Source organism: Pseudomonas sp. 2957 (assembly GCF_031456345.1).
GTDB classification, from domain to species: domain Bacteria; phylum Pseudomonadota; class Gammaproteobacteria; order Pseudomonadales; family Pseudomonadaceae; genus Aquipseudomonas; species Aquipseudomonas siliginis.
The window spans coordinates 201,746-227,593 of record NZ_JAVDUL010000008.1 but is presented as its reverse complement, the minus strand read 5'-3'; the positions used below and the strand labels follow the sequence as shown (position 1 = coordinate 227,593).

Annotated in this window: 20 protein-coding genes; 16 read left to right on the top strand and 4 right to left on the bottom strand. The window is 61.2% G+C overall.

From position 1 onward, the window contains the following. Positions 1 to 187: 187 nt before the first annotated feature. The 6 genes from recC to J2Y39_RS25765 all read left to right on the top strand — a co-directional run bounded on the left by recC (position 188) and on the right by J2Y39_RS25765 (position 11,882). A complete protein-coding gene (gene recC, locus J2Y39_RS25790; RefSeq protein WP_310220371.1) occupies positions 188 to 3,640 on the top strand; it encodes an exodeoxyribonuclease V subunit gamma in 3,453 nt (1,150 codons plus the stop codon). Then, a complete protein-coding gene (gene recB / locus J2Y39_RS25785) occupies positions 3,637 to 7,323 on the top strand; it encodes an exodeoxyribonuclease V subunit beta (RefSeq protein ID WP_310220370.1) in 3,687 nt (1,228 codons plus the stop codon). The genes recC and recB overlap by 4 nt, the downstream gene beginning before the upstream one ends. Next, the gene (gene recD / locus J2Y39_RS25780; RefSeq protein ID WP_310220369.1) at positions 7,320 to 9,428 is read left to right on the top strand and encodes an exodeoxyribonuclease V subunit alpha; all 2,109 of its coding nucleotides are present in this window, start codon (positions 7,320 to 7,322) and stop codon (positions 9,426 to 9,428) included. Before recB ends, recD begins: the two co-directional genes overlap by 4 nt. Positions 9,429 to 9,547: 119 nt before the next feature. After that, on the top strand, positions 9,548 to 10,117 hold the full coding sequence (locus J2Y39_RS25775) for a YfiR family protein (RefSeq protein WP_305382167.1): 570 nt from the start codon (positions 9,548 to 9,550) through the stop codon (positions 10,115 to 10,117). Continuing rightward, positions 10,114 to 11,382: a diguanylate cyclase domain-containing protein gene (locus J2Y39_RS25770; RefSeq protein WP_310220368.1), complete on the top strand. Its 1,269-nt coding sequence runs from the start codon at positions 10,114 to 10,116 to the stop codon at positions 11,380 to 11,382. Before J2Y39_RS25775 ends, J2Y39_RS25770 begins: the two co-directional genes overlap by 4 nt. Beyond that, positions 11,382 to 11,882: an OmpA family protein gene (locus J2Y39_RS25765; RefSeq protein WP_191622424.1), complete on the top strand. Its 501-nt coding sequence runs from the start codon at positions 11,382 to 11,384 to the stop codon at positions 11,880 to 11,882. The genes J2Y39_RS25770 and J2Y39_RS25765 overlap by 1 nt, the downstream gene beginning before the upstream one ends. Here the strand turns inward: J2Y39_RS25765 and J2Y39_RS25760 are convergent. Beyond that, positions 11,879 to 12,826, bottom strand: coding sequence for a LysR family transcriptional regulator (locus tag J2Y39_RS25760; RefSeq protein WP_076565624.1), 948 nt, complete (start codon positions 12,824 to 12,826; stop codon positions 11,879 to 11,881). The two genes, J2Y39_RS25765 and J2Y39_RS25760, sit on opposite strands and share 4 nt — an antisense overlap. Before the next feature lie 149 nt (positions 12,827 to 12,975). Between J2Y39_RS25760 and J2Y39_RS25755 the strand changes: the two genes are divergently transcribed. Further along, positions 12,976 to 14,502, top strand: coding sequence for a CoA-acylating methylmalonate-semialdehyde dehydrogenase (locus J2Y39_RS25755; RefSeq protein WP_024011486.1), 1,527 nt, complete (start codon positions 12,976 to 12,978; stop codon positions 14,500 to 14,502). Positions 14,503 to 14,512: 10 nt separating this feature from the next. Then, positions 14,513 to 15,400, top strand: coding sequence for a 3-hydroxyisobutyrate dehydrogenase (mmsB, locus tag J2Y39_RS25750; protein ID WP_217853169.1), 888 nt, complete (start codon positions 14,513 to 14,515; stop codon positions 15,398 to 15,400). 199 nt (positions 15,401 to 15,599) lie between these two features. On the opposite strand, the gene J2Y39_RS25745 is transcribed toward mmsB, so the two are convergent. Further along, the gene (locus J2Y39_RS25745) at positions 15,600 to 15,950 is read right to left on the bottom strand and encodes a cupin domain-containing protein (RefSeq protein WP_016770579.1); all 351 of its coding nucleotides are present in this window, start codon (positions 15,948 to 15,950) and stop codon (positions 15,600 to 15,602) included. Positions 15,951 to 15,991: 41 nt separating this feature from the next. After that, complete coding sequence (locus J2Y39_RS25740; protein ID WP_310220365.1) at positions 15,992 to 16,930, bottom strand: LysR substrate-binding domain-containing protein; 939 nt, start codon at positions 16,928 to 16,930, stop codon at positions 15,992 to 15,994. A gap of 216 nt (positions 16,931 to 17,146) precedes the next feature. On the opposite strand from J2Y39_RS25740, the gene J2Y39_RS25735 reads away from it, so the two are divergent. Continuing rightward, positions 17,147 to 17,911, top strand: a complete 765-nt coding sequence (locus tag J2Y39_RS25735) for a sulfite exporter TauE/SafE family protein (protein WP_310220363.1) — start codon at positions 17,147 to 17,149, stop codon at positions 17,909 to 17,911. On the opposite strand, the gene J2Y39_RS25730 is transcribed toward J2Y39_RS25735, so the two are convergent. Then, complete coding sequence (locus tag J2Y39_RS25730) at positions 17,901 to 18,215, bottom strand: putative quinol monooxygenase (protein ID WP_310220361.1); 315 nt, start codon at positions 18,213 to 18,215, stop codon at positions 17,901 to 17,903. The genes J2Y39_RS25735 and J2Y39_RS25730 overlap by 11 nt on opposite strands. Before the next feature lie 181 nt (positions 18,216 to 18,396). Between J2Y39_RS25730 and J2Y39_RS25725 the strand changes: the two genes are divergently transcribed. The 7 genes from J2Y39_RS25725 (at position 18,397) to J2Y39_RS25695 (ending at position 25,604) form a co-directional block, all read left to right on the top strand. Continuing rightward, positions 18,397 to 18,987 carry an NAD(P)H-dependent oxidoreductase gene (locus tag J2Y39_RS25725; RefSeq protein ID WP_150635981.1) on the top strand — a complete coding sequence of 197 codons (591 nt, stop codon included), beginning with the start codon at positions 18,397 to 18,399 and terminating at the stop codon, positions 18,985 to 18,987. A gap of 108 nt (positions 18,988 to 19,095) precedes the next feature. Then, the gene (locus J2Y39_RS25720) at positions 19,096 to 20,007 is read left to right on the top strand and encodes a LysR family transcriptional regulator (RefSeq protein WP_310220359.1); all 912 of its coding nucleotides are present in this window, start codon (positions 19,096 to 19,098) and stop codon (positions 20,005 to 20,007) included. 103 nt (positions 20,008 to 20,110) lie between these two features. Next, positions 20,111 to 21,004 (top strand): NAD-dependent epimerase/dehydratase family protein, encoded by an 894-nt coding sequence (locus J2Y39_RS25715; protein WP_310220357.1) that lies wholly within the window; start codon positions 20,111 to 20,113, stop codon positions 21,002 to 21,004. Positions 21,005 to 21,373: 369 nt separating this feature from the next. After that, positions 21,374 to 22,723, top strand: a complete 1,350-nt coding sequence (locus tag J2Y39_RS25710) for a GntP family permease (protein WP_252868774.1) — start codon at positions 21,374 to 21,376, stop codon at positions 22,721 to 22,723. Between the two features lie 16 nt (positions 22,724 to 22,739). Next, on the top strand, positions 22,740 to 23,600 hold the full coding sequence (locus J2Y39_RS25705) for a MurR/RpiR family transcriptional regulator (RefSeq protein WP_056782832.1): 861 nt from the start codon (positions 22,740 to 22,742) through the stop codon (positions 23,598 to 23,600). Position 23,601: 1 nt separating this feature from the next. Then, the gene (locus J2Y39_RS25700) at positions 23,602 to 25,059 is read left to right on the top strand and encodes a D-aminoacylase (RefSeq protein ID WP_310220354.1); all 1,458 of its coding nucleotides are present in this window, start codon (positions 23,602 to 23,604) and stop codon (positions 25,057 to 25,059) included. Between the two features lie 176 nt (positions 25,060 to 25,235). Continuing rightward, positions 25,236 to 25,604, top strand: coding sequence for a glyoxalase superfamily protein (locus J2Y39_RS25695; RefSeq protein ID WP_016771789.1), 369 nt, complete (start codon positions 25,236 to 25,238; stop codon positions 25,602 to 25,604). The last annotated feature ends 244 nt before the right edge of the window (positions 25,605 to 25,848 follow it).

Below are 25,848 nucleotides of genomic sequence, written 5' to 3'. Positions count from 1 at the left end.
GGTTTCCCCATGTGAGAGTAGGTCATCGTCAAGATTAAATTCCGAAACCCCAATTGCGAAAGCAGTTGGGGTTTTGTTTTGCCTGCGAGAAAGTTCTTACAGGCTTCGCAGACCTCGTCCGGCTGTCACAGCCGGCCGACAATGCTAAGGTTCTGCCTCGGCTTTAGCGATTTTCCAAGGAATCCATATGTCGGACGCCCAGTCCCTCAACGCTGCATTCATGGTGGTTCAGAGCAACAGTCTCGATGAGCTGCGCAGTCTTGTGGTCAGCATCATGCGGCGCTACCCACTGGCACCCTTGGAAAACGAAATCGCTTTGGTGCAAAGCAACGGCATCGCCCAATGGCTCAAACTCGCATTGGCCGAAGATCCTGAAGACGATGACCTTGGCGGTTGCGGGATCGCTGCGGCGATTGACGTTCAACTACCCGGCAGTTTCATGTGGCAGCTGTATCGCATGGTATTGGGACGAGAAGAAATTCCGGCGAAATCCCTGCTCGATAAAGCTCCGCTGACCTGGCGTCTGATGCGCCTCTTGCCACAGGTAATCGATCGCCCCCATTTCGAGCCGCTGCAACGCTTCCTCACTCACGACAGCGATCTGCGCAAGCGCTATCAGTTGTCAGAGCGTCTAGCCGACCTGTTTGACCAATATCAGGTGTACAGGGCCGATTGGCTGGAAGATTGGGCGGAAGGCCGCCACCAACTGCGCAATGTGCGAGGTGAAATCAAGCCTCTGCCAGCGACCAGTTGCTGGCAGGCAGAGTTGTGGCGAGCGCTGCTGGATGACGTCGGCGAACAGGGCATGGCGCAGAGTCGTGCCGGCGTGCATCAACGCTTCATGGAATGCATCAACATACTCGACAAGGCCCCGGCTGCGCTGCCGCCGCGCGTGATCGTCTTTGGCATTTCTTCATTGCCCGCACAAGTTCTTGAAGCGCTCGCCGGTCTGGCGCGCTTCAGTCAGGTTCTGCTTTGCGTACACAACCCCTGTCGCCATCACTGGTCCGATATCGTCGCCGACAAGGACCTGCTGCGACATCAATACAAGCGGCAACAACGCAAAAGCGGGATGCCAGTGGTCCTTGATGCCGAGACCCTGCATCAGCATGCACATCCTTTGCTGGCCGCTTGGGGCAAACAAGGTCGCGACTATATCAACCTGCTCGACAGCTACGACGATCCCAACAGCTACCGCGCAGCCTTTCGTGACGGCCGCATCGACCTGTTCAGCGAAGCTCAGCCGCACAACATGCTCAACCAGCTTCAGGACGACATCCTCGAATTGCGCCCCCTCAACGAGACTCGTGCGCTCTGGCCCGCTGTCGACCTGACGCAGGACCAATCGATCCGGTTTCACATCGCCCACAGTGCCCAGCGTGAAGTCGAAATCCTGCACGATCAACTCCTGGCGCGTTTCAGCGCCGACCCGGCTCTACGCCCACGGGACGTGATCGTGATGGTCCCGGATATCGACAGCTATGCCCCGCATATCCGCGCGGTTTTCGGTCAGCTCGATCGATTTGACCCGCGCTTCATTCCGTTCACTTTGGCGGACCAGGGCCAGCGAGGACGTGATCCATTACTGATCGCCGTCGAGCACCTGCTCAAGCTGCCGGACAGCCGTTTCCCGGTCAGCGAGATCCTCGACCTGCTCGATGTTCCAGCTCTGCGTACTCGCTTTGGCGTAGAGGAACGTGACCTGCCAACTCTGCACCGCTGGATCGAGGGCGCCGGCGTGCGTTGGGGCATGAGTGCCGAACAACGGGCCGGTCTCGGATTGCCTGAGCAACTGGAGCAGAACAGCTGGCATTTCGGCCTGCGCCGAATGCTGCTGGGCTACGCAGTCGGCAGCGCTGAGGCGTGTGCAGGCATCGAACCTTATGATGAAATTGGTGGGCTGGATGCTGCCCTGATCGGGCCATTGGTTGCGCTGCTGGATGCCTTGGAAATCGCTCACCAGCAACTCACGCAACCTGCTCAACCGAAAGAGTGGGGGCTGCGCTTGCAGGCGCTGATGCAGGTGTTCTTTCAGGCGAGCAACGAGCACGACGACTACCTGCTGACCCAGCTCGAAGAGCTTCGCGAGACCTGGCTGGAAACCTGCGAGGCGGTCGGCCTGACTGACGAATTGCCGCTGACTGTCGTGCGCGAAGCCTGGCTCGCCGGGCTGGATCAGGGCCGATTGTCGCAACGATTCCTCGCTGGTGCGGTGAATTTCTGCACCTTGATGCCGATGCGTGCCATTCCTTTCAAACTGGTATGTCTGCTGGGCATGAACGACGGCGATTATCCCCGCGCGCAGCCGCCGCTGGACTTCGATCTGATGGGTAGTGATTACCGCCCAGGCGACCGCTCACGACGTGAGGACGACCGCTATCTGTTACTTGAAGCGCTGTTGTCCGCGCGCTCTCAGCTCTACATCAGTTGGGTTGGCCGCAGTATCCGTGACAACAGCGAACGACCCGCCTCGGTGCTCATCGGCCAGTTGCGCGATCACCTCGCCAGCGGCTGGCGTTCAATCGACCCTACCCAGGATCTATTGGAAGCGCTGACCGAAGAACACCCCCTGCAACCTTTCAGTGCCCGCTATTTCCACGAAGGCGAGCAACTGTTCAGCTACGCCAGCGAGTGGCAGGTGTTACATCAAGAGAAAGCGCAGCAAAGCGAAGCGCCGTTACTCGCGCCATATGTTCAAGAGGAACCGTTGACGCTGGCATTGCTGCAGGATTTTCTGCGTAATCCGGTTCGGCATTTTTTCACCCAGCGTCTCAAGGTCTATTTCGAGGCGGCGCAAGCGCCGTTGGCAGATGAAGAACCTTTCGTGCTGGACGCCCTACAGCGCTACACGCTAAGCGACAGTTTGCTGGAAGCCGCACTCAGCCAGCCGGACAATATCGATCAGGCGCTGCAAGCCCGGGCGCTGCGCCTGCAAAACAGTGGTCTGCTGCCTATGGCCGGTTTTGGCGAATGCCTACAGCGTGAACTGATCGAACCGCTGCCGGATCTTCTGCAGCGTTATCAACAGTTGCTGACGTTATGGCCGACGCCATTGAGTAGTGCAATCCCGGTCAGTCTCGACCTGCAGGGTTTGCGGCTGGAGGGCTGGCTCGCAAACCTGCATCAACGCGCCGATGGCGGCCTGCTGTCGGTCACGACCATTCCCAATAGCATCGGCTCGATCAAAACTCGCAAGTGGCATCGGCTGACCAAATCGTGGGTTACCCATCTGGTCGCCTGCGCCAGCGAGCATGCGCTGACCACGGCATTGGTCGCCAGTGACGACACGTTGTTGCTTGAGCCAATGGAGCGAGACCGAGCGTTGCGTTTGCTCGGTGACCTGCTTCTTGCGTGGCAATCAGGCATGCGCCAGCCCTTGCCGATTGCGATAAAAACCGCGTTCGCCTGGTTGTCTCAAACTGACCCGGTCAAAGCCGAAGCCGCTGCGCGAAAAGCCTATGACGGTGACGGCCAGACCAGCAACGGCGAGCGGCGCGAAAGCCCGGCACTGCTCCGGCAATATCCCGACTTCGATGCATTGTTGGCAGACGAAACCTTCACCGGCTGGTGCGACGCGTTGTACCGCCCATTATTCGAAGCGCCGTGGCGTTCCTTGTCCAGCGAAGGTGCGCGCGCATGAGTACCAAAACACCGTTGGCTCTGGCCTTCCCGCTGCGCGGCAGTCAGTTGATCGAAGCAAGCGCAGGCACCGGCAAAACCTTCACGATCTCGGCACTTTATCTGCGGCTGATACTCGGTCATGGCGGCGAGACAAGCGGTTTTGCACGCGAACTGCTGCCGCCGCAAATCCTCGTAGTGACGTTTACCGATGCTGCTACCAAAGAGCTGCGTGAACGCATTCGGACACGCTTGGCTGAGGCCGCGCGGTTCTTCCGCGACGAAATTGTTGCCCCGGACGGACTGATTGCCGAGCTGCGCGATCAGTTCGATCCGCAGCAATGGCCGGGCTGCGCCAACCGCCTCGATATCGCCGCGCAGTGGATGGACGAAGCCGCCGTCTCGACCATTCACAGCTGGTGTCAGCGCATGCTGCGCGAGCATGCGTTCGACAGCGGCAGCCTGTTCACGCAATCCCTGGAAACCGATCACAGCGATCTGCTTGGCGAAGTGCTGCGCGATTACTGGCGGCTGTTCTGCTACCCGATGCAGGGCGATGCGCTGAAGTGGGTGCGCAGCAATTGGGGTGGCCCCGTAGCGTTGTTGCCTCGGGTGCGCGGCTTGTTTGCCAGCGAGCGTGACACCGATGAAGGCAAGGCGCCCGCGGAGATGATCGAAGAGTGTTTGCTGGAGCGGCGAGCGGCGTTGGTCGAACTGAAAATGCCTTGGCGTGACTGGGCAGACGAGCTGCTTGCTCTCTGCCATGAAGGCGTCGCCAGCAAAACCGTCGATGGCCGCAAAATGCAGGCGCGTTATTTCGAGCCCTGGTTCGAGAAACTCAAGACCTGGGCGGAAGACGAGTCGCTTGAGCAACTGGACATTGGCACCGGCTTCACCCGATTGACGCCCGATGGCATGGCCGAGGCCTGGAAAGGCCAGGCTCCCAGTCATCCGGGGCTGGACGCCATGTCCGGACTCAAGTCGAGCCTGGATACCTTGCCGACGCCCGATGCTGCTGTTCTGCAACACGCTGCCAAGTGGGTCGGCGCGCGTTTTGAAGAAGAGAAGCGCCGTCGCGCAGAAATGGGGTTCGACGACATGTTGCTGCGTCTGGATGCCGCGCTGCAATCGGAGGGCGGCGAGCGTCTGGCAACGCTGATCCGCGAGCAGTTCCCGGTCGCGCTGATCGACGAATTCCAGGACACCGACCCGGTTCAGTACCGCATCTTCGAGAGCATTTACCGCATTGAAGACAATCACCCTGACACCGGCCTGTTCCTGATCGGCGACCCCAAGCAGGCGATCTATGCCTTTCGTGGTGCCGACATCTACACCTATCTGCGCGCACGTCAGGCCACTACCGGCCGTTTGCATACACTAGGCACCAACTTCCGCTCCAGCCACGGCATGGTGACAGCGGTCAATCACGTGTTCGAACGCGCCGAGTCCCGAGAGCAGGGACGAGGCGCGTTTTTGTTTCGCGAAAGAAATGGCGAGAACCCGGTACCGTTCCTCCCGGTCGAGTCTCAGGGACGCAAGGAAACGCTGCGGATTGCCGGGCAAGACGTCGCGGCACTCAATGTCTGGCTACTGCCTAGCGATCAGCCGCTGTCCGGCTCGGTTTATCGCCAGCAAATGGCCGCCGCCTGCGCCAGTCAAATCACCGCACTGCTCAATGGCGGGCAAACCGGCAGCGCTGGTTTCTTTCAAGCAGACGACTTCAAAGGTTTACGCCCTTCGGACATCGCGATCCTCGTCCGCGACGGTAAGGAAGCCCAAGCCGTACGCGCCGAACTCGCCGCCAGAGGTGTGCGCAGTGTTTATCTCTCGGACAAGGATTCGGTGTTTGCCGCCCAAGAGGCGCACGATCTGCTGGCATGGCTGAAGGCTTGCGCCGAACCCGATGTCGAACGCTCGCTCAAGGCTGCGCTGGCTTGTACCACATTGAACCTGCCGCTGATCGAACTGGAGCGCCTGAACCAGGATGAAATGGTCTGGGAAGCCCGGGTCATGCAGTTCCGCGGCTATAGAGAGCTCTGGCGTAAACAGGGCGTGTTGCCGATGTTGCGACGCCTGCTTCACGACTTCCACCTGCCGCAAACCCTGATGCAGCGCAGTGACGGCGAGCGCGTGCTGACCAACCTTTTGCACCTGTCGGAGCTGATGCAGCAAGCCGCTGCTGAACTGGACGGCGAGCAAGCGTTGATCCGCCATCTGGCCGAGCTGCTGGCACTGTCCGGTCAGGCCGGTGAAGAGCAGATTCTGCGTCTGGAAAGCGACGAGCAACTGGTTAAAGTGGTGACCATCCACAAATCCAAGGGGCTGGAATATCCGCTGGTGTTCCTGCCATTCATTTGCTCGGCGAAACCGGTGGATGGCAGCCGTTTGCCGCTGCATTACCACGACGCTGCGCGCAAGGCGCAGATCAGCCTCAAGCCTACCCCCGAGTTGATCGCCCTGGCTGACGATGAGCGTCTGGCCGAAGATCTGCGTCTTCTGTATGTCGCGTTAACCCGCGCGCAGCATGCCTGTTGGCTGGGCGTCACTGATCTCAAGCGCGGCAATAACAACAGCTCGGTGCTGCACCTGTCGGCGTTGGGTTATTTGCTCGGTGGCGGTGCCGCTTTGGGCGAGTCCAGCGAATTGAACCGCTGGCTGCGGGATCTGCAGCAAGACTGCCCGGCCATCGGCATCGGCGAAATGCTTCAGCCCACTGAGGAGCATTACCAGCCGCCGCGCAATGAAGCAGTGCTACGAGCGACGCTACGGCCCAAGCGCAAAGCCAGTGAAAACTGGTGGATCGCTTCCTATAGCGCTTTGCGCATCAGCGACATATTGAGCGTCGGCAGCGATGAAGCACCGGACAGTCCGCAGGCGCAAAAGCTATTCGACGACGAGCGCCTCGATCCCGACGCGCCACATGAAATCAGCAGTGGTGGCGCCGATATCCACCGCTTCCCGCGTGGCCCTAACCCGGGCACGTTTTTACATGGCTTGCTCGAATGGGCGGGCGCTGAAGGTTTTTCGGTTACCCGCGAAGCGCTGGAAGATGCAATTGCCCGGCGCTGCAATCTGCGCGGCTGGCAAGGCTGGATCACCACGCTGACTGACTGGCTGCAGCATTTGCTCAAGTCACCGTTGCCGATCGCTGGCGGGCAACCGCCGGTGGTTCTTGAGCAACTGACGCAATACCGCGTCGAGATGGAGTTCTGGTTCGCCAGCCACAAAGTTGACGTGCTCAAGCTCGACGAACAGGTGCGCCAGCACACCCACAATGGCGTCGCTCGTGTTGCGGCAGAACCGGTTCAGCTCAACGGCATGTTCAAGGGCTTTATCGACCTGACCTTCGAGCACGCTGGCCGTTACTACGTCGCCGATTACAAATCCAATTGGCTCGGCGTGGATGATCAGGCCTACACGGTGCAGGCGATGGAGCAGTCGATCCTCGACAACCGTTATGACCTGCAATACGTGCTGTATCTGCTGGCACTGCATCGCCAGTTGAAGGCGCGGCTGGCGGATTACGATTACGACCGTCACATCGGCGGGGCGCTGTATCTGTTTCTGCGCGGTACGCGTGCGGAAAGTCGTGGCGTGTACTTCGTGCGTCCGCCACGGGAATTGATCGAACGCCTCGACCGGATGTTCCAGGGCAAACCCGAACCCAAGTCCGAACCCGCCTGGGAACAGGGAGTCCTGCTATGAGCCGCACATTCGCCGATCTGCTGCCGACGCCGCTGGAAGCGGACAGCCTGTCGAAACTCTCGCCGCTAACCCGCGCCGATGATTTGCTGTTGTTGCTGAGCCGTTGGGTTGAGCGCGGCTGGCTGCGCGCGCTGGACCGCGCCTTTGTCGCTTTCCTGCATGAACTCGAGCCCGAGACCGACCCGTTGGTGTTGCTCGCGGCGGCGTTGACCAGTCACCAACTCGGCCATGGTCATGTGTGTCTGGACCTGTTTGAAACCCTCAAGGCGCCGGATTTTGCACTGTCATTGCCGCCCGAAGGCGACGTGCAGGGCGGTGTGTTGCTGCTGCCCTCGCAATTGCTCGAAACGCTCGATGGAGCTCATTGGTGCAAAGTGCTGGCAAGTAGTCCATTGGTGGCCCTGGCCGCTGACCCGAGTGAAACAGCGCAGACACGTCCGCTGGTGCTGTCCTCGAAACGCCTGTACCTGCGCCGCTACTGGACCTACGAACGCCGCATCGATGCAGCGTTGCGCCAACGCTTGTTGCAGCAGGAGCCGACGCCGGATGATCTGCCGCAGCGTCTGAACGAATTGTTCGGCGGCGCGGAATCCGCAGCTGTCATCGATTGGCAAAAACTCGCCTGCGCCATCGCTACGCGCAGCGCCTTCAGCATCATCACTGGCGGCCCGGGCACCGGGAAAACCACCACGGTGGTGCGCTTGCTCGCGTTGCTGCAGGCACCGGCCGTCGAGGCTGGCCATCCGCTGCGCATTCGTCTGGCGGCACCGACCGGCAAGGCCGCTGCGCGTTTGACCGAGTCGATCAGTCAGCAAGTGCAATCACTGCAAGTCGCCGAAGCGGTGCGCGCGGCGATCCCCAGCGATGTGACCACCGTGCACCGTCTGCTCGGCAGTCGACCGGGCACCCGGCATTTCCGTCACCATGCCGGCAACCGCCTGCCGCTGGATGTGCTGGTGGTCGACGAAGCTTCGATGATCGACCTGGAAATGATGGCCAACTTGCTCGACGCCATGCCGGCCCATGCTCGGCTGGTACTGCTGGGCGACAAGGATCAGTTGGCCTCGGTCGAGGCCGGCGCGGTACTGGGCGATCTGTGCCGTGACGCCGAGGGCGGTTGGTACAGCCCGCAAACGCGACAATGGCTGGAGTCTGTCAGTGGCGAGTCGTTGCAGGGTAGCGGTTTGCATGAAGACTGCGACGGCACCCATCCGTTGGCGCAACAAGTGGTGATGCTGCGTCACTCGCGCCGCTTCGGCGAGGGCAGCGGTATCGGTCAGCTCGCGCGCCGGGTCAATCAGCAATTGGCCGATGAGGCGCGACAGTTGCTCGCCGCTGGCGGCTACGACGACGTGTATTCGCTGCCGCTCAAAGGCGAGCACGATCACAAGCTCGAACGCCTGTTGCTCGAAGGTCACGGCAACGGCCCGCAAGGTTATCGCCATTACCTGAGCGTACTGCGCGATCAGCGTCCACCGTCGACGCGGCCCCTTGAGCATTCGGCCTGGACCGATTGGGCGCGGGAAGTCTTGCAGGCGTTCGACACATTCCAGTTGCTGTGCGCGGTGCGCAAAGGGCCATGGGGCGTTGAAGGTCTGAACCAGCGCATTACCGCTGCCTTGCTCAAGGCGCGTCTGATCGAGAGCGATCAGCAATGGTATGAAGGTCGGCCGGTGCTGATGACTCGTAACGACTATGGTCTGGGCCTGATGAACGGCGACATCGGCATCGCCCTGAAACTTCCCGAGCGTGAAGGCGCAGAAATCGGCAAGACGGTTCTGCGCGTGGCCTTCCCGCGTAACGATGGTCAGGGCGGCGTGCGCTTCGTGTTGCCGAGTCGACTCAATGATGTCGAAACCGTGTACGCCATGACGGTGCACAAGTCCCAAGGTTCGGAGTTCGCCCACACGGCGCTGATCCTGCCGGATGCGCTGAATCCGGTACTGACCAAAGAGCTGATCTACACCGGAATCACTCGCGCCCGGCACTGGTTCACCTTGATCGAGCCGCGTGCCGGCGTGTTTGAAGAGGCGGTGCTGCGCAAGGTGAAGCGGCTGAGCGGGCTGATGCTGGAGCTGGAGGAGGGTGCCGAGTCTCAGGGATGAAGTGCTGAATGACCGACAACGAATACTGACCAACCGGTCAGAGGCAGGCGCCTCGCTGGTGTTCTAGCGCTGTGCTATCGTTGCGGCATCATTTCGTTACGCTCCAAGAGAATCCCTCCATGAAGGTGGCCGTCTGGGCGACACAGCGTGTGGTGGCCTGCCAGCACGCATTGCTGATCGTTTTGCTCTGGTTTTTGACGGGCAGCGCCATCGCCCAAGCGCAAACCGGGCCGGCCGAGCAACGGGCCAAAGCGGTCACACAAGTGGTTCTTGGCATCCTCAGTTATGCACGCTGGCCGGTGGAACCAGCGCAATTGCGTCTGTGCATCGTCGGCCCCACCGAATACACCGATGACCTGGTCAAAGGCACCACCCAAGCCACGGGTCGGCCGGTGGCTGTGCGGCGTCTGCTGGCAGACAACCCGGCCATCGTCAGCGAATGCGACGCGGTGTACATCGGCAAGCTGACCGCCGATGAACGCAGTCGCCTGTTCGCATCGTTGATCGGGCATCCGGTGCTGAGCATCAGCGAAGCAGACGATCAATGCACCGTCGGCAGTCTGTTCTGCCTGCGCGTTGGCGATGAACAAGTGTCGTTCGAGGTCAATCTCGACTCCGTGGCTCGCAGTGGTGTGCGCATTCACCCCAGCGTGTTGCAGTTGTCCCGTCGCAAAGCGGCGGCGCCATGAAGCTGTTCAGTTGGAAGGCTCGCCCCACCCTTGGTTCGGTCATTGGCCGTGGGCATTTGATTGTCGCGCTGGTGGCGGTGGCGATGGCCAGTGTTTCGCTGACCTTGCTGGGCGTGCTCGCGCTGCGGGTGTATGCCGATCACAACCTGCACTTGATCGCCCGTTCGATCAGCTACACCGTCGAAGCGGCCGTCGTGTTCAATGACAAAGCGGCGGCAACCGAGGCGCTGGCGATCATCGCCGCCACCGAGGAAGTAGCGGATGCCCGAGTGCTCGACGCGCAAGGCCAATTGATTGCGCAATGGCAGCGCGCCGAAACCGGCTTGTTCTCCGAGCTGGAAATGCAGATCACCCGCGCTCTTCTGGAAAAACCGGTCAGCCTGCCGATCGAGCATCAGGACCGCGAAATCGGTCGCGTCCTGCTCATCGGTCACGGCGGCAGCCTGATGCGCTTCCTGCTCAGCGGCCTGGCCGGGATTGTGCTCTGCACCGCGATCAGCGCCTGGGTCGCGCTCTATCTGGCGCGGCGGCAGTTGCGCGCGATCATCGGCCCGTTGCACAGCCTCGCCGCCGTCGCCCACGCCGCGCGCAGTGAGCGAGCGCTGGATCGGCGCGTGCCGCCGGCGCAAATCGCTGAACTGGATAATCTGGGTAACGACTTCAATGCCTTGCTCGGCGAACTCGAGTCGTGGCAAACCCATCTGCAAAACGAAAACGAAACTCTCGCTCACCAAGCGACCCACGACAGCCTCACCGGTTTGCCCAACCGCGCGTTTTTCGAAGGCCGCTTGATGCGCGCCTTGCGCAACGGCAAAAAACACGATGAGCGGGTCGCCGTGCTGTTTCTCGACAGCGACCGCTTCAAAGGCATCAACGATAACTTCGGCCACGCCTCGGGCGACGCAGTGCTGGTGGCCATCGCCAATCGCGTGCGAGCGCAATTGCGCGAGGATGATCTGGTCGCGCGGCTGGGCGGCGACGAGTTCGCCGTGCTGCTTGCGCCACTGCACACGGTCGAAGACGCTGAGCACATCGCTGACAAGATTCTCGCCAGCATGGACATGCCGATCACCCTGCCCGGCGACAGCAGTGTGGTGACCTCGCTCAGTATCGGCATCGCCGTCTATCCCGATCATGGCGCTACGCCTGGGACTTTACTCAACGCAGCCGACGCAGCGATGTACCAGGCCAAGCGCCTGTCGCGTGGCGCGCAATTCACCGCCGGGTCGGAGCGCCCGGTCGATTCCGTTCATACCAGGAGCTGATGTCCGTGTTCACTCTTCCCGTTCGACTTTTTTCCGCATTGCTGATGATCGCCGCGCTGACCCTGAGCGGTTGCCAGACCGCCCCGCAGAAAGGCCTGACACCGGCGCAGGTCGCCGTGCTCAAACAGCAGGGTTTCGAGTTGACCGACGACGGCTGGGAGTTCGGCTTGTCGGGCAAAGTGCTTTTTGGCAGCGATGTCGAAAGCCTGAACGCAGCCAGCACGGAAATCGTCGAACGCATCGGCAAGGCGTTGCTCGGCGTGGGGATCGAGCGCGTTCGGGTAGATGGCCACACCGATGCGTCCGGCAAGGAAACCTACAATCAGCAACTGTCGCTGCGCCGGGCCAAGAGCGTCGCCAACGTCCTCGGCACGGTCGGCATGAAGCAGGAAAACATCCAGCTGCAAGGCCTGGGCAGCAGCGAACCGGTGGCTTCCAACGACACCGCAGCGGGGCGCACGGAAAATCGCCGGGTGTCGATCGTGGTCAGCGCCGACTAATCGGCAAAGCGCATCTCCCGCGTTTCACCCATCAACAACGCCTGATTGCGTTCAGTCACCTCACGGATGTAATCCCACAACAACGTAATCCGCTTCAACTTGCGCAGATCCTCGCGGCAGTACATCCAGAACTGCCGGGTGATGTCGATTTCCTCCGGCAGCACCGGCAGCAATCGCGGGTCTTGTGCGGCGAGGAAGCACGGCAGGATCGCCAGCGAGCGGCCCTGCTGCGCGGCGACGTATTGCGCGATCACGCTGGTGCTGCGCAAATGCGCGCTGGCGCCGGGCAGCACGTTGGCCAGGTAGAGCAGCTCCGAGCTGAACGCCAGATCATCCACATAACTGATGAATTGATGCTTGCTCAAGTCGGCCGGGCGGCGGATCGGTGGGTGTTTGTCCAGATAGTCCTGGGTTGCGTACAGCTGCAAACGGTAGTCGCAGAGTTTGCAGCAGACGTACGGCCCGTGCTCCGGCCGCTCGAGGGCGATGACGATGTCGGCCTCGCGCTTGGACAGGCTGATGAAGTGCGGCAGCGGCAGGATGTCCACCGAGATTGCCGGGTAGGCGTCGACGAAATGGCTCAGTTGCGGGGTGATGAAAAAACTGCCGAAGCCTTCGGTGCAGCCCATGCGCACATGGCCGGACAGGGCCACGCCCGAGCCCGAAACCTGCTCGCAAGCCATGTGCAATGTGCTTTCGATCGACTCGGCATAACCGAGCAAGCGCTGGCCTTCAGTGGTCAGGACGAAGCCGCTGGTGCGGGATTTTTCGAACAGCAATGTGCCCAGCGCCGCTTCCAGCGAGCTGATCCGTCGCGACACCGTGGTGTAGTCGACGGCCAGGCGTTTGGCGGCGGTACTGGCCTTGCGGGTGCGGGCGACTTCGAGGAAAAACTTCAGGTCGTCCCAGTTCAGCGAGCCTAGCGAGGTGATGTTTTTTTGCATGATGGTCGGGCTTATATGTGCGTTCTTATTAGAAGTTTGCACATCTATACTCCAAAAACAGTCCGACAACCAATTCGCGACACACGCCTCATCTCAAGGCGAACCTTTCGCCTTGGCTCCTACGATAAAAACAAGTTCTGGAGACCAGCATGAACGCATCGCTTACGCCCAACGACACCACGCTGCAAAAGGTCAAGCTGCTGATCGACGGCGAGTGGGTCGAGTCGCAGACCACCGAGTGGCACGACATCGTCAACCCGGCCACCCAGCAAGTGCTGGCGAAGGTTCCGTTCGCCACCGCCGCTGAGGTCGATGCCGCTGTCAGCGCCGCCCAGCGCGCGTTCCAGACCTGGAAACTGACCCCGATCGGCGCGCGGATGCGCATCATGCTCAAGTTGCAAGCGCTGATCCGCGAGCACTCCAAGCGCATCGCCGTGGTCCTCAGCGCCGAGCAGGGCAAGACCATTGCTGACGCCGAGGGCGATATTTTCCGTGGCCTGGAAGTGGTCGAGCACGCGTGCTCGATCGGCACCCTGCAAATGGGTGAATTCGCCGAGAACGTCGCCGGCGGCGTCGACACTTACACCCTGCGCCAGCCGATCGGTGTGTGCGCCGGCATCACGCCGTTCAACTTCCCGGCGATGATTCCGCTGTGGATGTTCCCGATGGCGATCGCCTGCGGCAACACCTTCGTGCTCAAGCCGTCGGAACAGGATCCGCTGTCGACCATGCTGCTGGTGGAACTGGCCATTGAGGCTGGCGTTCCGGCGGGCGTGCTCAACGTCGTGCACGGCGGCAAGGATGTGGTCGATGGTCTGTGCACGCACAAGGACATCAAAGCCGTGTCGTTCGTCGGTTCGACCGCTGTCGGCACCCACGTTTATGACCTGGCCGGCAAACACGGCAAGCGCGTGCAGTCGATGATGGGCGCAAAAAACCACGCCGTGGTGCTGCCGGACGCCAATCGCGAGCAAGCGCTGAATGCCTTGGTCGGTGCCGGTTTCGGTGCCGCCGGGCAACGCTGCATGGCCACGTCGGTGGTGGTGCTGGTCGGTGCCGCAAAACAGTGGCTGCCAGACCTGAAAGCGCTGGCGCAGAAACTCAAGGTCAACGCCGGCAGCGAGCCGGGTACCGATGTCGGTCCGGTGATTTCGAAAAAGGCCAAGGCGCGGATTCTCGAACTGATCGAAAGCGGCATCAAGGAAGGCGCCAAGCTTGAACTCGATGGTCGTGACATCAGCGTGCCGGGTTATGAACAAGGCAATTTTGTCGGCCCGACCCTGTTCTCCGGGGTGACCACCGACATGCAGATCTACACCCAGGAAATCTTCGGCCCGGTACTGGTGGTGCTGGAAGTCGACACCCTCGATCAGGCGATCGCGCTGGTCAACGCCAATCCGTTCGGCAACGGCACTGGCCTGTTCACCCAGAGCGGTGCGGCGGCGCGTAAATTCCAGACGGAAATCGACGTCGGTCAGGTCGGTATCAACATCCCGATTCCGGTACCGGTACCGTTCTTCAGCTTCACCGGCTCGCGCGGTTCGAAACTCGGCGACCTCGGCCCGTACGGCAAGCAAGTGGTGCAGTTCTACACGCAGACCAAAACGGTCACGGCGCGCTGGTTCGATGACGACAGCGTCAACGACGGCGTGAACACCACCATCAACCTGCGCTGAGGATTCGATCATGAAAATCGCATTTATCGGGCTGGGCAACATGGGCGCGCCGATGGCGCGCAACCTGATCAAGGCTGGCCACTCGTTGAACTTGGTCGACCTGAACAAAACCGTGCTGGCGGAACTGGAACAGCTGGGCGGCACCATCCGCGCTTCGGCCCGCGAGGCGGCGGAAGATGCCGAACTGGTGATCACCATGCTCCCGGCCGCGGTGCATGTGCGCAGTGTCTGGCTGGGTGAAGAGGGCGTGCTCGCCGGCATTCGCCAAGGCGTGCCGGCGGTGGATTGCAGCACCATCGATCCGCAGACCGCCCGCGACGTCGCAGCGGCCGCCGCCAACCACGGCGTGGCCATGGCCGATGCGCCAGTCTCCGGCGGCACTGGCGGCGCGACCGCCGGCACCTTGACCTTTATGGTTGGCGCTACCCCGGAACTGTTCGCCACCCTGCAACCGGTGCTGGCGCAGATGGGCCGCAACATCGTGCATTGCGGTGAAGTCGGCACCGGCCAGATCGCCAAGATCTGCAACAACCTGCTGCTGGCGATTTCGATGGTCGGCGTCAGTGAGGCGATGGCGTTGGGCGATGCGCTGGGGATCGACACCGGCGTGCTGGCCGGGATCATCAACAGCTCGACCGGCCGCTGCTGGAGTTCGGAGATGTACAACCCGTGGCCGGGCATCGTCGAAACGGCGCCGGCCTCGCGCGGTTATACCGGCGGGTTCGGTGCAGAACTGATGCTCAAGGATCTCGGGCTGGCGACGGAAGCGGCGCGGCAGGCGCACCAGCCGGTGGTGCTCGGCGCGGTGGCACAGCAGTTGTATCAGGCGATGAGCCAGCGCGGTGACGGTGGGAAAGACTTCTCGGCGATCATCAACAGCTATCGCAAGCCGCAGTAACGCGATCAGCCCTTGTGGTGAGGGGATTCATCCCCGTTGGGTTGCGCAGCAGCCCCCTACATTGTGTCAGGCAAACCGAGTCCTCAGGGTTTGCGACTGCTGCGCAGTCGAGCGGGGATAAATCCCCTCGCCACAGGTTTTAGCAACGCCGGGACATTTGCCGGGAAATCACGTCGGGTGATTTCCCGGCTTTTTTGCATCAGGCGAAGACGAAATATTTGCGCACGGTCTCGACCACTTCCCACGTGCCTTTCATACCCGGCTCAACCACGAAGATATCGCCAGCACGCAGATGAATCGGCGCCATGCCGTCCGGGGTGATCACGCAGTAGCCTTCCTGGAAATGGCAGTACTCCCACTTCACATAATCGACGCGCCACTTGCCCGGTGTGCAGATCCAGGTGCCCATGATCTTGCTGCCGTCTTCGCTGGTGTAGGCGTTGAGGTTGACGGTGTGCGGGTCGCCTTCGAGTTTTTCCCATTTGCAGGCGTCGAGTACCGGCAGCGGGTGGGTGTCGCGCAGAACGGTGATAGGGGCGGTCGCGGTCATGGGGACTCCGGGCAAGTGGACTTGAGAATTGAAGTCGCACCCTATAGCGGCCGGTCGCCGCTCAGTTGTCTGGGGTCGACATCGGAGTGCTCAGAAACGCGCGCAGCGGTGAGCGCTTGTAACAATGCGTTGGCATAACCCGGCAGCGCGGCGAAATCTTTCGTGCAGAGCAATAACGCGCGGCGCGCCCATGGCTCATTGAGAGGTGTGCACTTGAACCGTTCCAGCGTCGCGCGTTCGACAGCGGCCAACGGCACGATGGCCAGGCCGGCGCCATGGGCGACCATACGCATCGCGCCATCAAAGCCATCGGCGCGAATGCGCACCTGCATCCGCGCGCCGCTGTGCAGCGCCTGTTCTTCCAGATAAATCGCCAATGCGCTGTCGGCGCTGAGTCCGACAAAGTCGTGCTGCAACGCGTCGCTGAAACTGACCGCGGCGGCGTCGGACAACGGGTGATCGAGCGGCAGAATCAGCACCAGCGGATCATCACGAAACGCCTGGGTCTGCAGGCCGTTGGTGTCGACCGCGTCGGAGACGATGCCCAAGTCCGCTGCGCCTTCACGCAAGGCATGGGTAATTCGCGCACTGGGCAGTTCCTGTAGATCGATGTCGAGATTGGGATGGCTGCGCAGGAAATCCGCGAGCACTTCTGGCAGGTACTCGGTGATCGCCGTGGTGTTGCACAACAGCCGCACCTGGCCTTTGACGCCATGCGCGTAATCGGCCAGATCCTGCTGCATGCGTTCGGCCTGTTGCAAAAGAATGCGGGCGTGGCGGGCGAGGGCTTTGCCGGCAGGCGTCGGGGTGACGCCGCGCCGACCACGCTCGAGGAATTCGGCGCCCAGCGAGGCTTCCATCGCGCGGATTCGGGCGCTGGCGGCGGCGAGGGACAAGTGGCTGCGGGCGGCGCCGGCGGTGATGTTGCCGGTGTCGAGAATGTGCAGGTAGAGGCGCAGGTCGGTGAGGTCGAAATGCATGGAGTTTGCCTGTGGTTTCGCGGTGGCTGGGCTGGCCCTTTCGCGAGCAGGCTCGCTCCCTCAGGGACTTATGTACAGCGCAGATCCCGTGTGGGAGCGAGCCTGCTCGCGAAGAGGCCAGATGCCTCAACGCCGATGTCAGCCTCTTGCAAAGGAAGAGGCTGCCTCAGTATATGGCAGATTTTCCCCCAGCCCGGATCAGTGCACATTACCTCAATGCACACACTGACCGACTTCTACCAAACCCTCGGCCTGACCCTTTCTCTACTGGTCATCGCCACCTTCCTCCTCGCCGGCACGGTCAAAGGCGTGATCGGCCTCGGCCTGCCCACTGTCGCGATGGGCCTGCTCGGTCTGGCTATGGCGCCGGCGCAGGCAGCCGCTTTGTTGATTGTCCCCGCGACCCTGACCAACCTCTGGCAACTGGCCTTCGGCGGTCATCTGCAAGGATTGATCAAACGCCTCTGGCCCATGCTGCTGATGATCTTCCTCGGCACCGGCATCGGCACCCTCTGGCTCGGCATGGCCGGCGGCCATTGGGTGGTGCGCGGACTTGGCGCGGCGCTGTTGCTGTATGCATTGAGCGGATTGTTCTTGCCCACGCTACACGTCAAATCCGCGCATGAATCGTGGCTCGGTCCGCTGTGTGGTCTGATCACCGGCGTAATCACCTCAGCCACCGGCGTCTTCGTGATTCCGGCGGTGCCGTACCTGCAAGCGTTGGGGCTGAGCCGCGACGAGCTGGTGCAGGCGCTCGGTCTGTCCTTCACCGTCTCGACCCTGGCGCTGGCGCTCGGGCTGTTCTGGCACGACGCACTCGGCGGTAGCGAATTGAGCGCCTCGCTGCTGGCGCTGATCCCGGCCATGCTTGGCATGTGGCTCGGTCAGTGGTTGCGTCAGCGCATCAGTGCGGTGCTGTTCAAGCGGGTGTTCTTTATCGGACTGGGCGCGCTCGGCGCCCATTTGCTGATCAGCGGCTAGCCGACGATTCGCTGAGCATGTCGATCGCGCGAATATCGAAATCGCGCTCAAGATAGTCCATGCGCCTGGCGAAAAACGCTTTCATGTGCGGCAATGCCGAATGCTCATCCAGATGCGCCTGGCTCGCCCAGATCTCGTAGAAGATAAACAGCGTCGGATCTTCCTTGTCGCGCAGCATGTGGTACTCGATACAGCCCGGTTCGGCGCGGCTTGGCTCGACGTAAGCGCGGAACAGCGCTTCGAATTCGGCGGCTTTTTCCGGGTGGGTCTTGGCGTGCAGGATGAAACCCTGGCGTTCACTCATCACAACTTCCTCAAAAGCAGAAAGCGGCGATGCTACGGCAACAATTGCCGATCGATTCGTGCGTTTTGATCAAATGTATTTTGCGTCGATGTGGCTGTTTCCGCGCGAGATCGATGGTTAATCTGCCGCCATTCCAATTCCTGTTTCAATCCAGCCTTGAAGGCTGCGCCGAGGTTTTCCGATGAAGAAAGTGCTGTTGCTCAATGGCGGTAAAAAATTCGCCCATTCCGATGGCCGCTACAACGCCACCTTGCACGAAACCGCGCTGAGCGTGCTCGATCGCGGCGGTGTCGACGTCAAGACCACCTTCATTGATGAGGGCTACGACGTTGCCGAGGAAGTGGCGAAATTCCTCTGGGCCGACGTCATCATTTATCAGATGCCGGGCTGGTGGATGGGCGCGCCGTGGACGGTGAAAAAGTACCTCGACGAAGTCTTCACCGAAGGTCACGGCAGCCTCTACGCCAGCGACGGCCGCACCCGTTCCGATGCTTCGCAGAAGTACGGCAGTGGCGGTCTGATTCAGGGCAAGCAATACATGCTGTCGCTGACCTGGAACGCGCCGCAGCAAGCCTTCGATGACCCGACGGATTTCTTCGAAGCCAAAGGCGTGGACGCGGTGTACTTCCCGTTCCACAAGGCCAACGAGTTTCTGGGCATGACCGCGCTGCCGACCTTCCTCTGCGTCGACGTGATGAAGCGTCCGAATATCGACAATGATGTGGTGCGCTATGAGCAGCATCTGACTGAGGTGTTTGGCCTCAAGGCTTGATGGGTTTCGGGCTACTATCCGGGTACAGCAAAAGATCGCGACCTTCGGTAGGTCCCGCAGGGGGCATGGCGATTGGCTGCGATCTTGGCGATTCCAAAGAGGACACCCGTGAAAGCCAGATCCGATGAGTTGCAGATTTTCGTCTGCGTGATCGAGTGCGGTTCGATTTCCGCCGCCGCCGAGCAGGTCGGCCAGACGCCGTCGGCCGTCAGTCGCACGCTGTCGAAGCTCGAAGCCAAGCTCGACACCACGCTGATCAACCGCACCACGCGACGCATGGACCTGACCGAGGAGGGCAAGTATTTCTTCGAACAGGCCAAGCTGATTCTCGATCAGATGGATCAACTCGAAGAGCGTCTGTCTTCGCGCCAGCAAACTCCCTCCGGACGCCTGCGCATCAACGCCGCCTCGCCGTTCATGCTCCACGCCATCGTTCCCTACATCGACGAATTTCGGCAGCTCTATCCGGACATTCAGCTCGAACTCAACAGCAACGACCTGATCATTGACCTGCTGGAACAAAGCACCGACGTCGCCATCCGCATCGGCACCCTCGCCGACTCGACGCTGCATGCGCGTTCGCTCGGTTGCAGTCCGTTGATGATCGTCGCCAGCCCCGCCTATTTGAAAAAGCACGGCGCGCCACGCCAAGTGGCGGATTTGAGCGAACACACGTTGCTCGGCTTTACCCAGAACGAAGGCCTCAACCAATGGCCGCTGCGCTATGTGCATGGCGACCGCTGGCCGATCACCCCGGCAATCAGCGCCTCCAGTGGTGAGACCGTGCGCCATTTGGCGCTGGAGGGGCAGGGCATCGCCTGTCTGTCGCATTTCATGACCATCGACGACATCCGCGCCGGGCGCCTGAAAGTCCTGCTCGGTGAATTCAACAGCGGCTACCGCCAGCCGATCAACGCCGTGTACTACCGCAACTCGCAATTGGCGTTGCGCATCCAGTGCTTCCTCGACTTTATCCAGAGCAAACTTGCCGCCTACGCCAGCGCCGAATTCAAGGGCTGATTCGTGATCCCTGCGCAAGAGTGAATTGGCCGAGGGCGGGTTTTTCGCCGGGTTTCATCGGCCGATACTCGCTGCATCACTTATTCACGCAGGGAGTTTCTCCATGAACGTATTCGTTACCGGCGCGGCTGGTTTTATCGGCGGTTCCATCGCCACCGGCCTGTTGCAGGCCGGGCACACAGTTACTGGTCTGGTGCGCAGCGCGGAGCAGGCTGATGAGCTGAAAGCGTTGGGCATGAACGCGGTAATCGGCACCCTCGATGACAGCCAATTGCTGGCGCAACAGGCCCGTGCTGCCGATGCCGTCATCAACGCTGCCAGCAGCGACCATCGCGGTGCGGTGGAAGCGTTACTCGACGCTTTGCGCGGCTCGAACAAGGTCTTTCTGCACACCAGCGGTTCGAGCATTGTCGGCGATGCTTCCGGCGGCAAATCCAGCGACGACATTTACTACGAGGACAACCTACCGGAGCCGACTGTCGACAAGGCCGATCGCGTAGCCATCGACAATCTGGTGCTCGCGGCGGCGCAGGATGGCGTGAACTCGGCGGTGATCTGCAACACCCTCATCTACGGCCACAGCCTGGGCGTCAACCGCGACAGCGTGCAATTGCCGCGACTGCTCAAGCAGGCGCGCAAAAGCGGCGTCGTTCGCCACGTCGGGACAGGGCAGAACATCTGGTCCAACGTGCACATCGAAGACGTCGTCGCCTTGTATCTGCTGGCGCTGACCAGGAATGTGCCGGGCACTTTCTACTTTGTCGAGAGCGGTGAAGCCTCGTTCATCGACATGACCACCGCCATGGCCGAAGCCCTCGATCTGGGCAAACCGCAAGACTGGCCATTGCCTGACGCCGAAGCCGAATGGGGCTACGAAATGGCCAACTACGGCCTCGGTTCCAACAGCCGCGTACGCGGCAAACACGCCCGGGAACTGCTGGGCTGGACGCCGAAGCGCACGTCGGTGGTTGAATGGATTCGTAACGAAATGGTGTGAGTCCAGCGCGCACCGAGTGAAGCCATTCGCGAGCAGGCTCGCTCCCACAGGTGACCGCGTTCTGCCTGGAGGAATGCGATCAAAAACTGTGAGAGCGAGCCTGCTCGCGAAAGCGGTGGGTCAGTCAATGAAGATGGTGAATGTGAAGCGGTCTTCGCGAGCAGGCTCGCTCCCACAGAGTTGCGTGGTGATCTGGAAAGCCATGAAAATCCCGCCCTCCGATTTTCATTAATCACGACACGCCATACCCATCAGCGACACACCTTGTCTCTCCACGAAAATTACTTTCATGCGGTTTGAAATCTCTATCTCGAAATGATTTATGAGTTTCACGACCCATTCGAACGTGACCCTTTCGAGGAGTACCGCATGACGCCTTCCTTCGGCTATTGGCTGCTGGTCTACGCCGCTGTGGCCATCATCGCGCTGATCGTGTTGATCGCCCGTTACCGGCTCAATCCGTTCATTGTCATCACCCTGATTTCCCTGGGCCTGGCGCTGGTGGCCGGGATGCCGCCGTCGGCTGTGGTCGGTGCGTATGAGGCCGGCGTCGGCAAGACGTTGGGGCATATTGCGCTGGTGGTGGCGTTGGGGACGATGCTCGGCAAGATGATGGCCGAGTCCGGCGGTGCCGAGCAGATGGCGCGCACGCTGATCGACAGATTCGGCGAGAAGAACGCGCACTGGGCGATGGTCTGCATTGCGTTTCTGGTCGGCTTGCCGCTGTTCTTTGAAGTCGGTTTCGTCTTGCTGGTGCCGATCGCTTTCACCGTGGCGCGCCGGGTTGGCGTGTCGATTCTGATGGTCGGTCTGCCGATGGTCGCCGGCCTCTCGGTGGTGCATGCGCTGGTGCCGCCGCACCCGGCGGCGATGCTCGCGGTGCAGGCCTATCAGGCCTCGGTCGGGCAGACCTTGCTGTACGCGATCGCGATCGGCATTCCGACCGCGATCATCGCCGGCCCGCTGTACGCGAAATTCATCGTGCCGCGCATTCAATTGCCGGCGGACAACCCGCTGGAAAAGCAATTTCTCGAGCGCGAGCCGCGCGACAGATTGCCGGGTTTCGGCATCACCATGGCAACCATTCTGCTGCCAGTGGTGCTGATGCTGATCGGCGGCTGGGCCAATCTGATTTCCACCCCCGGCAGTGCGTTTAACCAGTTCCTGCTGTTCATCGGCAATTCGGTGATCGCGCTGTTGCTGGCGACTTTGCTGAGCTTCTGGACGCTAGGGATTGCCCAAGGTTTCAACCGCGAATCGATCCTCAAATTCACCAACGAATGCCTCGCGCCCACCGCCAGCATCACCTTGCTTGTCGGCGCTGGTGGCGGCTTGAACCGGATACTGGTGGATGCCGGCGTTACCGATCAGATCGTCGGCCTCGCTCACGAATTTCACCTGTCGCCGCTGATCATGGGCTGGTTGTTCGCTGCGCTGATGCGCGTTGCCACTGGCTCGGCCACCGTGGCGATGACCACCGCATCAGGTGTTGTCGCGCCGGTGGCCATCGGTCTGGGTTATCCACATCCTGAGCTTTTAGTGCTGGCGACCGGCGCGGGCTCGGTTATCTTTTCCCACGTCAACGACGGCGGCTTCTGGTTGATCAAGGAATACTTCAACATGACGGTCGCGCAGACGTTCAAGACCTGGACCGTGCTCGAGACGCTGATTTCGCTGGTCGCTTTCGCGCTGACCGTCGGCCTTTCCTACCTGCTGTAACCGGAGCCCGCCGCCCATGGACATCCTCTACCAGATCCGCGCCCGCCAGGACTCCTTCAGTGCCGGCGAGGGGCGCATTGCGCGGTTGATGCTCGACGATGTCGGCTTTGCCGCCAGCGCCAGCCTCGAAGACCTCGCACAACGCGCAGAGGTCAGCACCGCCACGCTGTCGCGCTTTGCCCGCACGGTCGGCTGCCGTGACCTGCGTGATCTGCGCCTGCAACTGGCCCAGGCCAGCGGCGTTGGCAGCCGTTTTCTCGACCCGGCGGGCACGCCCGAGCAGTCGGCGTTCTACGGGCAGATTGTCGGCGACATCGAAACCACGCTGCGCCAGCATCTGGCCGGTTTCGATGAATCGCGCTTCGCCGACGCAGTGAAATTGCTCAGCCAGGCGCGGATGATTCACGCGTTCGGCATGGGCGGTTGCTCGACCCTGTGCAGCGATGAATTACAGGTGCGTCTGGTGCGCCTCGGTTACCCGATTGCGGTGTGTCATGACGCGGTGATGATGCGCGTCACCGCCGCCAGTTTGAACGCCGAGCAAGTGCTGATTGCCTGCTCGCTGACCGGCATCACCCCGGAGCTTTTGGAAACCGTGGAGCTGGCGCGCAATTACGGCGCGCGCATTCTCGCCATCACTCGCGGCGATTCACCGTTGGCCGAACTGGCCGACGTCGTCCTGCCGCTGCAAGGCGCGGAAACCTCGTTCATCTACAAACCGACGGCGGCGCGCTACGGCATGCTGTTGGCCATCGACGTGCTCGCCACCGAACTGGCGCTGGCCAGCCCTGAAGACAATCAAGAACGTCTGCGGCGAATCAAACTCGCCCTCGACGAATACCGTGGCGGCGACGATCGCCTGCCGCTGGGAGACTGACATGCAGTACGACACCCTGATCCGCAACGCGCTGGTCATCGACGGCAGCAACACGCCGGGCTACCGCGCAGACGTGGCGATTCTCAATGGCCGCATCGAGCGCATCGGCGATCTGCCTGACGCCCGCGCCAGCGAAGAAATCGACGCCGCCGGCCGGGTGCTGGCGCCGGGTTTCATCGACGTGCACACCCACGACGACACGGTGGTCATTCGCCAACCCGAGATGCTGCCCAAGCTTAGCCAAGGCGTGACCACGGTGATTGTCGGCAACTGCGGCATCAGCGCTTCGCCGGTCACCTTGAAGGGCAATCCACCCGATCCGATGAACCTGCTCGGCAGCGCAGCGGCGTTCGTCTACCCGCGTTTCAGCGACTACCGCGCTGCCGTCGAAGCGGCCAACACCACGTTGAACGTTGCGGCACTGGTCGGCCACACCGCGCTGCGCAGCAATCACCTCGACGACTTGTTCCGCACTGCAACGCCCGACGAAATCACCGCCATGCGCGTGCAGTTGCGCGACAGTCTCGAGGCTGGCGCGTTGGGTTTATCCACAGGCCTGGCCTACGCCAGCGCCTTCAACGCGTCCACTGATGAAGTCATGCAACTGACCGAAGAACTGACGGCGTTCGGCGCGGTGTATACCACCCATTTGCGCAGCGAATTCGCCCCGGTATTGGAGGCGATGGACGAGGCGTTTCAGATCGGCCGCCACGCGCAATCACCGGTGATCATTTCCCACCTCAAATGCGCCGGCGTCGGTAACTGGGGGCGCAGTCCGCAATTGCTCGCAGCGCTGGAAGAGGCAGCGAAAACCCATCCGGTCGGCTGCGATTGCTATCCCTATGCGGCGAGTTCTTCGACCCTGGATTTGAAGCAAGTCACCGACGCGCACCGCATCACCATTACCTGGTCAACACCGCATCCGGAAGTCAGCGGGCGCGACCTGATCGACATCGCTGGCGAATGGAAACTGTCGCTGGAAGAAACCGCGAAACGTCTGCAACCGGCGGGCGCGGTGTACTACGGCATGGACGAGGCCGACGTCAGAAGAATCCTCGCCCATCCGCTTTCGATGGTCGGCTCTGACGGACTGCCCGAAGACCCGTTCCCGCATCCGCGCCTGTGGGGCGCTTTCCCACGGGTGCTGGGCCACTTCAGTCGCGACGTCGGCCTGTTTCCGCTGCACACCGCCGTGCACAAAATGACCGGCCTGTCGGCGGCGCGTTTTGGCTTGCAGGAAAGAGGCGAGATTCGTGCAGGACATTGGGCGGATCTGGTGTTGTTTGATCCGCAAACCGTGCGCGATGTGGCCGATTTCAACGATCCGCAGCGGGCGGCGCAGGGGATTGACGGGGTTTGGGTCAACGGCGTGTTGAGTTATCGCGACGGGCAGGCGAATGGCAGCAGGGCAGGGCGGTTTCTGGCTCGCGAAGGTAATTTGCGCGAAGGATTTTATTGATGATGATGGCGCCAAAAGATCGCAGCCTTCGGCAGCTCCTACAGGAGATCGAAGGCTGCGATCTTTTGATCCATGTCTCATAGTGGCACTGTGCAATTAAAGAAAGCCATCCACAAGCCGATTTGCTGACATCCTCCCCGTCTACATTGTGGGGCCAATCAGTCAGGGAGCACCCCATGAGCTTCGGCAAAACCACCCCGATCCTGCGGATCTTCGATGAGGCCAAGGCTGTCGAGTTTTACGTCGATTTTCTCGGTTTCAAGATCGACTGGCAGCATCGCTTCGAAGCGAATTTTCCGCTGTATCTGCAGGTGTCGCGGGGCGAGTGTGTGCTGCATCTGTCCGAGCATCACGGCGATGCCTGCCCGGGTTCGGCGCTGCGTATCGAGACCGATGAGCTGGAGGCGTTTCAGCAGCAACTGATGGCCAAGGATTACAAGTTTTCCCATCCGCAGATTCAGGCGATGCCTTGGGGGAGTCAGGACATGACCATTGCCGATCCGTTTGGCAATCGGTTGGTGTTTACCAATGCGATCAGTCTTTGAGCTTGGCGCCCAAGATCAAAAGCCCCTCACCCTAGCCCTCTCCCGGGGGGAGAGGGGACCGATTGGGGGATGCTCGGGAGTTACGCCGACCTGAATGTGCTGTGCTGAATCCATAATCGAATTGAATGCATGGCGTCGAATCCATATCGACTCGGTCTTTCAGGTCGACGGACAACGCAAGACAGCTGGGTCGGCCCCCTCTCCCTCTGGGAGAGGGCTGGGGTGAGGGCAACCCCTGACACCC

Excerpts from the sequence above, each read along its gene's own strand:
- recC (WP_310220371.1), top strand. The coding sequence starts at position 188 with ATGTCGGACGCCCAGTCCCTCAACGCTGCATTCATGGTGGTTCAGAGC.
- recB (WP_310220370.1), top strand. The coding sequence starts at position 3,637 with ATGAGTACCAAAACACCGTTGGCTCTGGCCTTCCCGCTGCGCGGCAGT.
- recD (WP_310220369.1), top strand. The coding sequence starts at position 7,320 with ATGAGCCGCACATTCGCCGATCTGCTGCCGACGCCGCTGGAAGCGGAC.
- J2Y39_RS25775 (WP_305382167.1), top strand. The coding sequence starts at position 9,548 with ATGAAGGTGGCCGTCTGGGCGACACAGCGTGTGGTGGCCTGCCAGCAC.
- J2Y39_RS25770 (WP_310220368.1), top strand. The coding sequence starts at position 10,114 with ATGAAGCTGTTCAGTTGGAAGGCTCGCCCCACCCTTGGTTCGGTCATT.
- J2Y39_RS25765 (WP_191622424.1), top strand. The coding sequence starts at position 11,382 with ATGTCCGTGTTCACTCTTCCCGTTCGACTTTTTTCCGCATTGCTGATG.
- J2Y39_RS25760 (WP_076565624.1), bottom strand. The coding sequence starts at position 12,826 with ATGCAAAAAAACATCACCTCGCTAGGCTCGCTGAACTGGGACGACCTG.
- J2Y39_RS25755 (WP_024011486.1), top strand. The coding sequence starts at position 12,976 with ATGAACGCATCGCTTACGCCCAACGACACCACGCTGCAAAAGGTCAAG.
- mmsB (WP_217853169.1), top strand. The coding sequence starts at position 14,513 with ATGAAAATCGCATTTATCGGGCTGGGCAACATGGGCGCGCCGATGGCG.
- J2Y39_RS25745 (WP_016770579.1), bottom strand. The coding sequence starts at position 15,950 with ATGACCGCGACCGCCCCTATCACCGTTCTGCGCGACACCCACCCGCTG.
- J2Y39_RS25740 (WP_310220365.1), bottom strand. The coding sequence starts at position 16,930 with ATGCATTTCGACCTCACCGACCTGCGCCTCTACCTGCACATTCTCGAC.
- J2Y39_RS25735 (WP_310220363.1), top strand. The coding sequence starts at position 17,147 with ATGCACACACTGACCGACTTCTACCAAACCCTCGGCCTGACCCTTTCT.
- J2Y39_RS25730 (WP_310220361.1), bottom strand. The coding sequence starts at position 18,215 with ATGAGTGAACGCCAGGGTTTCATCCTGCACGCCAAGACCCACCCGGAA.
- J2Y39_RS25725 (WP_150635981.1), top strand. The coding sequence starts at position 18,397 with ATGAAGAAAGTGCTGTTGCTCAATGGCGGTAAAAAATTCGCCCATTCC.
- J2Y39_RS25715 (WP_310220357.1), top strand. The coding sequence starts at position 20,111 with ATGAACGTATTCGTTACCGGCGCGGCTGGTTTTATCGGCGGTTCCATC.
- J2Y39_RS25710 (WP_252868774.1), top strand. The coding sequence starts at position 21,374 with ATGACGCCTTCCTTCGGCTATTGGCTGCTGGTCTACGCCGCTGTGGCC.
- J2Y39_RS25705 (WP_056782832.1), top strand. The coding sequence starts at position 22,740 with ATGGACATCCTCTACCAGATCCGCGCCCGCCAGGACTCCTTCAGTGCC.
- J2Y39_RS25700 (WP_310220354.1), top strand. The coding sequence starts at position 23,602 with ATGCAGTACGACACCCTGATCCGCAACGCGCTGGTCATCGACGGCAGC.
- J2Y39_RS25695 (WP_016771789.1), top strand. The coding sequence starts at position 25,236 with ATGAGCTTCGGCAAAACCACCCCGATCCTGCGGATCTTCGATGAGGCC.